14 protein-coding genes are annotated in these 11,295 nt (G+C 39.0%); 7 read left to right on the top strand and 7 right to left on the bottom strand.

Features of this window, described 5'->3' with window-relative positions; translation table 11 throughout:
- Window positions 1-1,527 carry an alpha-amylase family glycosyl hydrolase gene (locus ACO1D1_RS17045; protein WP_423336540.1) on the top strand — a complete coding sequence of 509 codons (1,527 nt, stop codon included), beginning with the start codon at window positions 1-3 and terminating at the stop codon, window positions 1,525-1,527.
- A 38-nt stretch (window positions 1,528-1,565) separates the two neighbouring features.
- On the opposite strand, the gene ACO1D1_RS17040 is transcribed toward ACO1D1_RS17045, so the two are convergent.
- Together ACO1D1_RS17040 and ACO1D1_RS17035 are read right to left on the bottom strand one after the other, a co-directional pair.
- The gene (locus ACO1D1_RS17040) at window positions 1,566-2,438 is read right to left on the bottom strand and encodes an SDR family oxidoreductase (RefSeq protein ID WP_149869273.1); all 873 of its coding nucleotides are present in this window, start codon (window positions 2,436-2,438) and stop codon (window positions 1,566-1,568) included.
- A 114-nt stretch (window positions 2,439-2,552) separates the two neighbouring features.
- Window positions 2,553-3,044: a YajQ family cyclic di-GMP-binding protein gene (locus ACO1D1_RS17035; protein ID WP_149869274.1), complete on the bottom strand. Its 492-nt coding sequence runs from the start codon at window positions 3,042-3,044 to the stop codon at window positions 2,553-2,555.
- Between the two features lie 135 nt (window positions 3,045-3,179).
- On the opposite strand from ACO1D1_RS17035, the gene ACO1D1_RS17030 reads away from it, so the two are divergent.
- Entirely contained in the window at window positions 3,180-4,043 is an 864-nt protein-coding gene (locus tag ACO1D1_RS17030; RefSeq protein ID WP_149869275.1) for a CvfB family protein, read from the top strand.
- A 72-nt stretch (window positions 4,044-4,115) separates the two neighbouring features.
- Complete coding sequence (locus tag ACO1D1_RS17025; protein ID WP_083402464.1) at window positions 4,116-4,247, top strand: DUF3941 domain-containing protein; 132 nt, start codon at window positions 4,116-4,118, stop codon at window positions 4,245-4,247.
- Window positions 4,248-4,282: 35 nt separating this feature from the next.
- Here ACO1D1_RS17025 and ACO1D1_RS17020 read toward each other — a convergent pair whose 3' ends face one another.
- Entirely contained in the window at window positions 4,283-5,140 is an 858-nt protein-coding gene (locus tag ACO1D1_RS17020) for a DegV family protein (protein WP_149869276.1), read from the bottom strand.
- A gap of 95 nt (window positions 5,141-5,235) precedes the next feature.
- On the opposite strand from ACO1D1_RS17020, the gene ACO1D1_RS17015 reads away from it, so the two are divergent.
- The gene (locus tag ACO1D1_RS17015; RefSeq protein ID WP_423336539.1) at window positions 5,236-6,078 is read left to right on the top strand and encodes a YitT family protein; all 843 of its coding nucleotides are present in this window, start codon (window positions 5,236-5,238) and stop codon (window positions 6,076-6,078) included.
- A 44-nt stretch (window positions 6,079-6,122) separates the two neighbouring features.
- Here ACO1D1_RS17015 and ACO1D1_RS17010 read toward each other — a convergent pair whose 3' ends face one another.
- The 3 genes from ACO1D1_RS17010 to ACO1D1_RS17000 form a co-directional block, all read right to left on the bottom strand.
- Entirely contained in the window at window positions 6,123-6,308 is a 186-nt protein-coding gene (locus ACO1D1_RS17010) for a DUF3813 domain-containing protein (RefSeq protein ID WP_149869278.1), read from the bottom strand.
- Window position 6,309: 1 nt separating this feature from the next.
- Window positions 6,310-6,462 (bottom strand): hypothetical protein, encoded by a 153-nt coding sequence (locus ACO1D1_RS17005; protein ID WP_190284845.1) that lies wholly within the window; start codon window positions 6,460-6,462, stop codon window positions 6,310-6,312.
- 113 nt (window positions 6,463-6,575) lie between these two features.
- On the bottom strand, window positions 6,576-7,388 hold the full coding sequence (locus ACO1D1_RS17000) for a Cof-type HAD-IIB family hydrolase (protein ID WP_423336538.1): 813 nt from the start codon (window positions 7,386-7,388) through the stop codon (window positions 6,576-6,578).
- Window positions 7,389-7,673: 285 nt separating this feature from the next.
- Between ACO1D1_RS17000 and ACO1D1_RS16995 the strand changes: the two genes are divergently transcribed.
- Both ACO1D1_RS16995 and ACO1D1_RS16990 read left to right on the top strand, forming a co-directional pair.
- A complete protein-coding gene (locus tag ACO1D1_RS16995) occupies window positions 7,674-7,982 on the top strand; it encodes a metal-sulfur cluster assembly factor (RefSeq protein WP_149869280.1) in 309 nt (102 codons plus the stop codon).
- Window positions 7,983-8,168: 186 nt separating this feature from the next.
- Window positions 8,169-9,296 (top strand): TIGR04053 family radical SAM/SPASM domain-containing protein, encoded by a 1,128-nt coding sequence (locus ACO1D1_RS16990; RefSeq protein ID WP_149869281.1) that lies wholly within the window; start codon window positions 8,169-8,171, stop codon window positions 9,294-9,296.
- Window positions 9,297-9,340: 44 nt separating this feature from the next.
- Here ACO1D1_RS16990 and ACO1D1_RS16985 read toward each other — a convergent pair whose 3' ends face one another.
- On the bottom strand, window positions 9,341-10,039 hold the full coding sequence (locus ACO1D1_RS16985) for a Crp/Fnr family transcriptional regulator (RefSeq protein WP_149869282.1): 699 nt from the start codon (window positions 10,037-10,039) through the stop codon (window positions 9,341-9,343).
- Between the two features lie 354 nt (window positions 10,040-10,393).
- Here ACO1D1_RS16985 and moaA point away from each other — a divergent pair.
- Window positions 10,394-11,295 (top strand): GTP 3',8-cyclase MoaA (gene moaA / locus ACO1D1_RS16980; RefSeq protein ID WP_423336537.1); only part of this gene is annotated, 902 nt, incomplete at its 3' end.

Here is an 11,295-nt window from a genome sequence, read left to right as displayed (position 1 = left end):
ATGAAAAAAATGACACTCATTTTAATCACGTTACTATTCATATCAGCCCTTCCTGCAAAAGCAGCTGTAGAAAAGGAAGACAGGCTGTGGCAGGATGAAACGGTCTATTCGATCATGATTGACCGGTTCAACAATGGGGATATACACAATGATATTGACGCGAATGCCAAAGATCCAAATGTCTATAACGGCGGTGATTTTCAAGGAATTATTGACAAATTAGACTACATACAGGAGATGGGGTTTACCGCCATTCGATTAACCCCAATCTATGATAATGCTAAAAATGGCTATCATGGCTATTGGATTAATGACTTTTATAAAACGGACGAGCATTTTGGTTCACTTAAAACGTTTCAAAAGCTTGTAAAAGAAGCCCATAAGCGAAAAATCAAGGTATTAATTGATTTTGTCACCAATAATACTGCTTCAAGCCACCCATGGGTAAAGGATCCCGGTAAACAAGATTGGTTTCATGAAAAGCAGGATATCAATGATTGGAATAATCAACAGCAGGTCGAAAATGGCTGGGTCGATGGATTACCTGACTTAAATCAGGACAACCCTGAGGTAAAAAAATATTTAGTTGATGCGGCAAAATGGTGGATTAAGAAGACGGATGTTGATGGATATAGCCTGCCGGAGGTTAATCATGTAAGTTTAAGCTTTTGGACTGATTTCTCAAAAGAGGTAAAAAAGCAGAAAAAGGGGTTTTTCTTATTAGGAGTGCCGACTGAAAACTCGGGAGCATTAGATTCAGCACATTATCACAGTGCCGGTATCGACAGTTTATTAGATTATAGCCAAAGTGAAAAATCAAGAAATGTCTTCGCAACAACGAATCAATCTTTCCAGTCACTTAATCAAGCTCTTCAAGTCGGGCAAAAATCTGAATTAAAGGCAAAATTCTTTGATAATGAGTATACGACAAGATTTACCAATGATATTGTGGATCAGCGGCAGTTTCCGGGTTCACGTTGGAAAACGGCATTGACGTATCTTTATACAACACCAGGAATACCTATTTTTTATTATGGGACGGAAATTGCTTTAATTGGGGGAGACGTTCCTGATAATCGTCGGCAAATGAATTTTCGGACAGAAAAAGAATTGATTGAGTATATAACCAAACTTGCCGAACAGCGCAGCCAGCTTGCATCCTTAACAAGAGGAACTATGGAAACGCTCTATGACAAAGGCGGGATGTTAGTTTATAAACGTGTCTATAAAGGGGAAACATCGGTTATTGCGATAAACAATTCAACCAAATCTCAAAAAGTAGTGTTAACAGATGAGCAATTAGCCGGCGGCAAGGAGCTTCGTGGATTGCTTGCAGGGGATCTTGTACGCAGTCGGGATGATCAATACATTCTGATCGTAGACCGAGATAATTCTGAAATATATGTTCTGACTGAAAAGAGCGGAATAAAGCTGTCACTCATTGTCTCTTTAGTTATTGTTTACATTTTGGTGGGAATCTTCCTATTCCTGCTCATCAAAAGAAGAAAAAATAGAAAGATCGAATAATACAGGGCATCGGCGGAAACCCCGCCGATGCGTTTTTCTTAACCATTAACGATTGTTCCCCCATTAACATGTATCATTTGCCCGCTGACATAGGAGGAGTCGTCGGAGGCGAGGAAGACATAGGCTGGTGCCAGTTCACTTGGCTGTCCGGCTCTTCCCATCGGGGTTGTAGATCCGAACGTAGCTACCTTATCAGTGGTAAAGGTCGATGGGATTAGCGGCGTCCAGATTGGCCCAGGAGCAACACCGTTAACGCGAATCTCCTGCGATGCAAGTGATTTTGCCAAGGAACGTGTGAAAGAAACGATCGCCCCTTTTGTTGCAGAATAGTCGAGTAATTGTTCATTTCCTTCGTAGGCTGTAATCGAAGCGGTGTTGATAATCGATGCCCCCTTCTGTAAATACGGCAAAACCATTTTTGTCATATAAAAATAGGAGAAAATATTGGTGCGAAACGTTTTTTCCAATTGCGCGGATGTGATATTCAGCAAGCTTTGCTGTGGGTGCTGCTCGGCTGCATTGTTAACAAGGATATCAAGTTTAGTAAACTGGTCAATCGTTTTATTAACGATCTCCTTACAAAAATCTTCATCCCCAATATCGCCGGCAAATAGGAGACATCTGCGGCCTTCTGCTTCAATCAGCTGTTTTGTTTCTTCGGCATCTTGTTGTTCCTCTAAATAGACAATGGCAACATCCGCACCCTCTTTTGCAAAATAAATTGCGACGGATTTCCCAATGCCGCTGTCGCCCCCAGTAATAATGGCTGTTTTACCTGTTAATTTTCCCCCGGCCTTATAATTGGGATCAACAGAAATTGGACGAGGATTCATTTCGCTTTCCACTCCGGGCTGCTGGTTCTGATGCTGAGGCGGGAATGTTTGCTTTTCTTGATTTTGACTGCTGCTCATATAAAAAAACCTCCGTTACATTATTCATGTGTTAGTTTTCTATAAATGAGTCAATTTATGAAAAAAATAAAAAGGCGAGAAGGAATATTAAATACCTTTCGCCTTTTTCACTATCTATCGATAATTGATGAATTGGACATCAACTGTAAGGTCAGCTTCACGGACCAAGGAAATAATTTTTTGTAGGTCGTCGCGGTTTTTGCCGCTAACTCGGACCTGATCATCCTGAACTTGGCTTTTCACTTTTACACCGCTATTTTTAATAATCGTATTAATTTTTTTAGCATTTTCTTTATCGATACCTTGAGCAATCTTGGCTCTTTGACGAACGGTGCCTCCTGATGCCTTTTCGATTTTTCCATAATCAAGATTTCTAACGGGAACGCCTCGTTTCATTAATTTACTAAACAAAACATCTTTTAATTGGTCCATTTTATATTCGTCATCTGAGATGAGAACCAATTCTTCCTTATCAAGCGATACTTCACTTTTGCTGCCCTTAAAATCGTAGCGCGTACCGATTTCCTTCATTGTTGCCGTAATGGCATTGGTGACTTCGGAAAATTCAACTTTGGATACAATATCAAATGAACTATCTTTAGACATCGTCATAACCCCCATTTTTTTGATATGCAGAAACATTTCTGCGGGAAGTTTCCCTTTATGGGTACATTATAGTAAAATATAGCAGTTCAAACAAGATTCGGGAAAAATCTCCGAGAATGAAAAGGGGAGCTTTATATGTCATTAAATGAACTTATAGGTCAAACTGCCACATTAACTGTTGCAAGAAAGGCGGAATTTGGCTATTTTTTAACAGATGGTAATGAGGATGTACTGCTGCACATAAATCAAGCACAGCATGAATTAGCAGATGGTGATGAAATCGAAGTCTTTTTATATGTGGACTCACAAGGGAGAATCTCTGCTTCGATGACGATTCCGGAAGTTTCGGTTGGCCATTATGCCTGGGTCAAGGTTACCGATATTAACCCGAAAATCGGCGTTTTTATAAATATTGGACTGCCTAAAGATATTTTATTAGGAGCAGACGATCTTCCTGCCCATCAAACCGTTTGGCCAAATGTTGGGGATATGGTTTATATTACTTTAAGAGTCAATCGTAATCATTTAATTTATGCAAAATTGGCAAGTGACCAGATTATTCAGTCCATTTCCACCAAAGCAACAAGGAATGATTTTAATAAAAATGTACAAGGACATGTCTACCGGACCGCTAAGGTGGGCAGCTGGATTTACACAATAGAAGGCTATAAAGGTTTTATTCATGAGTCACAGCGTGGAAAAGAGCCTCGTTTAGGTGAAAAGGTAGAAGGACGGATTATTGACGTTAAAGAGGATGGAACGATAAACGTTTCCTTGCTTGCAAGAAAAGAGGAATCACAAGACCTTGATGCTGCCAGAATTTACGAATATTTAATGAGTAGAAATGGCGCGATGCCGTACAATGATAAAAGCATGCCGGAAGATATTCAAGAGAGATTTGGCTTAAGTAAAGGGGCATTTAAACGTGCGCTTGGAAAACTGATGAAAGATGGAAGGGTTTACCAAGAAGGCAGCTGGACTTACGAGAAAAAAGATTAACGAAATCCTTACATACTCTTTTTCATTATGATTACAATAACCACTGTAAGGAATTATGAAAGGGGTATGCATATGCCGCACACGACAGATAATGATAAAAAAGCACAAGACAATAATGCCTTAAGACATGAAAAGAATATGATGCGTGAAAAGAATCGTCAGGCAGGGAAAAATCAATACTCAAAGAAAACTGATCATAAGTAAAAGGAGTGGGGTGCTTTGCACCTCACTCCTTCACCTTATTTAATCTTGTTTAAAAAGAAAATTGAAATCGTAGCTGCCCCTGTATGGGCGCCAATGGCAGAGCCAATTGAAGAGATATAAACCTCTTGCGGTTGAAATTCTGCCTCAATCATGGCTTTCACTTCCATTGCTGTTTCCAGATCATCTGCATGGCTGATTCCAATAATCTGCTCCTGCAAATTTGACCCGCGTTCGTTCATGATTTCAATGATCCTGCGGAACACCTTCTTTTTTCCTCTGATTTTTTCAATTGGTACGAGTTTTCCATCTTCCATGTTTAAAATGGGCTTAATATTTAATAAACCGCCCAAAAATGCTGAAGCTTTCGAAACCCTGCCGCCCTTTGCCAAATAATCTAAATCCTCAACCGTAAAAATATGCTCCATATGCTGGCTTCTAAATAGAACATCTTCTAAAATCTTTTCTTTTGACGCATGATTCGAAGAAAGCATTGCCGCTTCTTGAACAATGAGACCAATTCCAAGCGAGGCACATTTTGTATCTACAATTGTTAGTTGAAAGTTTGGATATTTTTCCTTCACTTGGTCAAGAATCATAACAGCGGTTGAATATGTACCGGATAATTCAGAAGAAAAGGCAATGTAGATGCCCTCCTCATTCTTTTCTGCCATTTCCGTAAAAACTTCCTCGAATAAATGTGGAGACACCTGAGATGTTTTAGGGACAACCCCGCTGCGGATGGCATCATAGACTGTTTTCGAATCGATTGTTTTAACATCTTCGTATTCCTGGTCGTTAATTTGCACTTTTAATGGAAATAACGTAACATTTTTTTCTTCATAAAAACTTTTAGGTAAATCGCATGCGCTGTCTGCAAGTATTTTTACTGGCAAGAAGCTCACCTCATTCACAACATTATAGTTAGTTTCAGTTTATCGGTTTCGCCGTAAAAATACAATTATCTATTGGAAAAAAGGGGGACATACTATTGATTTGGCTTGAAATAAAAAAAATCTTTATAGTCGCGGTTGGTGCATTGTTAAATGCCCTGGCAATGAATTTTTTTCTTATCCCTGCAAATGTTTATTCCAGTGGGTTTACTGGAATGGCTCAATTACTTTCTAAGGTTCTTAGTGATTATACACCAATGAATGTTTCGATGGGGTTTTTGTTACTTGTGCTCAATATTCCCGTAGCCATTCTCGGCTGGAGGAAGGTAGGGAAATCATTCACGGTTTATAGTTTTATTAGTGTTGTACTCTCATCACTGTTTCTCACCATGATTCCCATTCTTAAATTTTCACATGATATTTTACTGAACGCTGTATTTGGAGGTGTTATCCAAGCAGTGGGGGTTGGAATTACGTTAAAATGGGGAGCGTCGACGGGTGGTGTTGATATCATAGCCATGGTTTTATCAAGGATGAAGGACAAGCCGGTTGGACCGTATATGTTTGTTTTAAATGCGATTATTGTAATGACCGCAGGTTTTTTATATGGATGGGAAAAAGCCCTTTATACCCTTGTGGTCTTATATGCATCGACGAGAGTGGTTGATGCCATTCATACAAGACATGCCAAACTAACAGCCATGATCATCACTAAAAAGGCGGAAGAACTTAAGAAAGCGATTCATGCTTCGCTTGTGAGAGGGATTACCATGCTTCCCGCAAGAGGCGCCTTTTCCAATGAAACAAAAGACATGCTGATGATTGTCATCACACGTTATGAACTTTACGATTTAGAGCGAATTATTAAAGAAGTCGATCCACATGCATTTACAAATATAGTTCAGACAACTGCAGTATACGGATTTTTTCGGCGAGATTGAACAGAAAGCGGAAGCACCTTGGGCGCTTCCGCTTTCTGTTTGTATTATTGAACCTGTTCAAGCTCTTGTTGCATTTGTTGGAGCTGGGCCTGCTCTGCTGCGGTTGAGTTTGCAAAAGCAGAACTAAGGGCATTCTTTGCTTTAGCAACAGCAGAATCAAGGTCAGCAGGGTTAGCGGATTTCGCCATCTCAACAAATCTTCGTGCTTCCTGGAACAATTGGTTTCCCATGTTAAATTCCTCCAAGCGAGGATTCATGCACATTGGCCATTTTCTGAGCCTCTGCTTCAGCGTAGGTCATGTGATAAGGAATCCGTTCAGCATGCTTGTTGATCGAGTCCTTTCCTTGCTGGACAAAGCGTTTCGATTTGTTTGATCTACCCATTCGAATCCCTCCAATATGCTCATAGCTCATATTGAAACAGCATCGCTGCTTCAAAAATAGTATGCCCAAACGGAGTGTGTTCATTTAGGTAAACAATGGTGAAAAAGAAGGGGTTATTTAATATTTAACAAATTTGCCAAATATTCGCCGACTCCATCTTCTTCATTCGTCAGCGTAACCTCATTGGCTATATTTTTTACTTGCTCAATTGCATTGCCCATGGCAATCCCATGTCCGGCATATTCAAGCATTTCCAAATCATTATCCTCATCACCAAAGGCAATAATCCTTTCGGCGGGAATTCCAAAGTATTCTGATGCCTTTTTCAAGCCAACCGCTTTGTTTAATCCAACTTTAATGATCTCGATTACATGCCATGGGGCAGCCCAGCTGCGCTGTTCAATCACTTCAGCATGGACATCTGAAAGATGTTTACGAATTTGTTGAAGCTGATCTTCCTCTGTATGGATCAGCAAACTTGTAGGTGAATCGTTTAAAAAGTTTTGTAAATCTCCTGTCGTAATTTTTGGATTGCCGAAGCTAAAAATATCTAAGAGCTTTTCATCGTGATAATGGAAATAAATATCATCCATCACCTCGGCAATAATATTGTGAAAATGGAAGCTTCTGCAGGCTTCGACAATATCTTTTGCCACCTTAACATCAAGCGGCTCATGATAAAATCCCCAGGCTGAATCAAGTGGATGATGCATAAACGCCCCATTAAAATTAACAATAGGTGTGTTGAGATCCAACTCACGATAATACATTTCACTTGAGCGGTAAGGTCTGCCGGTTGCAATCATTACAATATGCCCTTCAGCTTTTGCCTTTTGAATGATTTCCTTATTTTTATTGGAAATGGTTTTATCGTCTTTTAATAATGTTCCATCTAAATCCAATGCGATTAAATGTTTCTCTGTCATATGAGCTCCTTCTTATTCTATATTTTCATGATTGAAGCAATGTTTTAGGAAAAAAATTGTCTGCATGATACACTACTGTTATAGTGCCTTTTTTACTATCTTATTTCTATACTCACTATGTTAACAATTTTATAGCTAACCTGTAAAAAAATTCACACCAAAAGCTTTCAAAACCCTCTATACTTTTAATTGTTAGCGGAAGTGGATATTATTTTGCGCTTTTTGGAAATTGTAATAAAAACATACTTATGAAGTAAATAAATCATAATAAGGAGTCGAATCCAAATGAATGAAGAATTAAAAGAAAATATAATGGGTGCATTGGAGCTAGTGATCGATCCGGAGCTGGGCGTTGATATTGTAAACTTGGGTTTGGTTTATAATGCTGAAATGGACGAGGAAGGTAAAGTGACAATCACAATGACGTTAACATCAATGGGCTGTCCGCTTGCAGGAACCATTGTAGACCAAGTGAAAAGAGCTTTAGCCGATATTCCTGAAATTAAGGATGTTGATGTGGACATTGTTTGGAATCCGCCTTGGAATAAAGAGATGATGTCACGTTACGCAAAAATTGCCTTAGGCATTCGATAGGAATTCAAGAAAAGACCTGAAATATGAAAACAGTGGACATTCCGCTGTTTTTTTTCATTCACAAAACGGACATATATAACTTCACGGTTGTGAGATAGTTCACTTTTTTTAACTATAAACACCTTTATAATACAGAGTATTAAGGCTGTTTGATAGTTTGAACCAGCTGTCTAGGAGGCGTTTTATTTGTCTTTTAACCGAGATTTTAATAAAGATCCGTTTATCGTAATTTGGGAGCTGACACGTGCCTGCCAATTAAAATGTCTGCATTGCCGCGCCGATGCACAATATACAAGAGATCCACGCGAACTTTCTTTTGAAGAAGGCAAAAACCTGATAGATCAAATATATGAGATGAACAACCCAATCCTTGTCTTTACGGGCGGTGACCCTTTGATGAGGGAAGATATCTTTGATATAGCGAAGTATGCTGTCGATAAGGGCGTACGGGTATCAATGACACCAAGTGCTACCCCAAATGTTACAAAAGAAGCGATTAAAAAGGCAAAAGAGGTCGGTCTTTCCCGCTGGGCGTTTAGTATTGATGGACCGACTGCCGAAATTCATGACCATTTTCGTGGAACGGCTGGTTCCTTTGATTTGACAATGGAACGAATAAAATATTTACATGAGCTTGAAATACCGATTCAGATTAATACAGTTATCTCCCGCTATAATGTGGAGTACCTTGATGAAATGGCCAAAATGGTTGAAGAGTTAAATTGTGTTCTATGGAGTGTCTTTTTCCTTGTCCCAACAGGAAGAGGACAAGTTTCGGATATGATTTCTCCTGTGGAACATGAAAAGGTTTTACGCTGGCTTTACGACCTAAGTAAACGAGTATCTTTCGATATTAAAACAACAGAAGCCATGCATTACCGCCGCGTTGTCATTCAGCAAAAAATGCGTGAAGCGAAGGCAAAGACAGGTGAAATCGACTATTTAAGTGCCTTAACTGAAAAAGGATTAACCGGTTCCATTGACGGTCTTGGCCGTGCTCCTAAAGGCGTAAATGATGGGAATGGCTTTGTATTTATTTCGCATATTGGCGATGTATATCCAAGTGGGTTATTACCAGTTAAAGCAGGGAATGTGCGTGAAACACCATTAGCGGAAATTTACCGTGAATCCCCTATCTTCAAGGCATTAAGAAATCCTGACGAATTTAAGGGTAAATGTGGGGTATGTGAATTCCGTTATGTTTGCGGGGGTTCCAGGTCAAGAGCCTATGCAATGACAGGTGACTACCTAGAAAGCGAACCATTCTGTGTTTATATTCCAAAAGCCCTAAGAGAGAAGCAAACGCAAAATTAAAAAGAAACAAGGCTGCCTCATTTTGAGACAGCCTTGTTAAAAGATTATTCAATATTGCAATAAATAGCTGAGCAATTTTCACAGCCGATTTCATCCTTTAAATATTGTAAATCCAAAATTGATATCTTTCCTTTTTTTATGGAAATAATTTTGTCACGCTTTAACTCACTTAGGATACGATTCGTACTTTCACGAGAGGTACCGCAGAAATTAGCCAGTTCCTGATTGGTTAATGGCAGGTCAATTAAAATTTCACTTCCTTTTTCAATTCCGTAGCTATTGGACATCCGAATAAGGGTCGAAAATAAAGCACCGCGTTTCCCATTTAAAACAAGGTCTCGGAATTTTGTTTGTGTTTTCCGGAAGTGATCGCTCATCCATTTCATAAATTCAAACGCTAGCTTGCTATTTTGGAAAATTTCACTTTCAATCACATCTTTTTTGATTGCAGCAATTTCTCCTTCTTCGAGAACCTTAGCACTTAATAAATATCGGGGATTGTCGGTAAAAAGAGTTAATTCGCCGCATATATCATTTGCACCGCAAATGCGGAGGGAAAGTTCACGGCCGTCGGATGTGATTTTACTAATTTGAATTTTACCAGAAATAATAATGTAAAGCTCCTCTGCTAACATCCCTTCTTGAAAAAGGAAAGATCCTCTTTCACTTCTAAATTTCCGGTCTGCAAATCTAAGTAATTCTTTTATCTCAATGGAATGGGTTGGTTTCATTGTCGTCATCATTTGATTCACCTCAAGGGTCATTTTGTAAAGAGTCAGTTTTTCTTCTTCGTTAGTCTCATTAGTAACATTTTATCCTAAGACAAGGTAAAAAAATGAAGTAAACAATGACAATATAGTGAAAACTTGAGTGGGATTTGGAAAGTAATAATGGAACTATTGTATTATATTATGGAGAGAAGGAAAAAAAGGTGGATAAAGATTTCCAAAACAATCATTTCTTCACCAGCAAACATCTGTTAAGATAAGAATAATATTAAAAAGTATTTTAATAGTGAATAAAGTAACAGTATTTTTGGGTAAACCCTGTTACACTAAATATAAATTGCTTCTTTAACAATAATGGAGTTGATATAAATGGAAAAGACCATTATTAAAGATAAATTAAATAGACCATTGCGTGACTTAAGAATTTCGGTCATCGACCGCTGTAATTTTCGCTGCCAATACTGTATGCCTGCTGATCAATTCGGTCCCGATTTTGAATTTCTACCCCGAAGCGCCTTGCTGACATATGAAGAAATTGAACGTCTTGGAAAAATATTTGTTCGTTTAGGGGTAGAAAAAATTCGCTTAACAGGCGGAGAACCGCTGCTTCGAAAGGATATGCCGATTCTTGTCAAAAAACTATCTGCGATTGAGGGATTAAGTGACATCGGCTTAACAACTAATGGCGTTCTGCTGCCGAAATTGGCTGGTGAGTTAAAAGCTGCCGGTCTCAAACGGGTAAATGTCAGCCTCGACACGTTAAACGATGAACTGTTTGGACAAATTAATGGACGCGGTGTTGGTACTGGACCTGTATTAGAGGGAATTGAGGCTGCTAAACAAGCGGGTCTTGGGGTCAAAATCAATATGGTTGTAAAAAAAGGCCTAAATGATACCGAGATTATCCCAATGGCCGAATACTGCAAAAATCATGGTTTAGAGCTTCGGTATATCGAGTTTATGGATGTCGGCTCGACAAACGGCTGGAAGATGGATGATGTTGTGACTAAAAAGCAGATGTATCTTTTATTAAAAGAGCATTTTGAACTCCAGCCCGTTGATCCGGCATATTTCGGGGAAGTTGCAAAGCTTTATAAGTATAAAGATGCTGATGTGAATGTCGGCTTTATTACTTCTGTTTCCGAGTCATTCTGTTCAAGCTGCACACGTTCACGTCTGTCTGCAAATGGTCAGATTTTCACCTGCTTATTTAATGGAAATGGCCATGATATTCGAAACTTCATGAGAAATGGAGCAACAGATGAGCAAAT

Source organism: Neobacillus sp. 19, assembly GCF_049463095.1.
Lineage (GTDB): Bacteria > Bacillota > Bacilli > Bacillales > Cytobacillaceae > Neobacillus.
The sequence above is the reverse complement of the archived record's forward strand: the minus strand, read 5'-3'. Positions and strand labels throughout refer to the sequence as shown.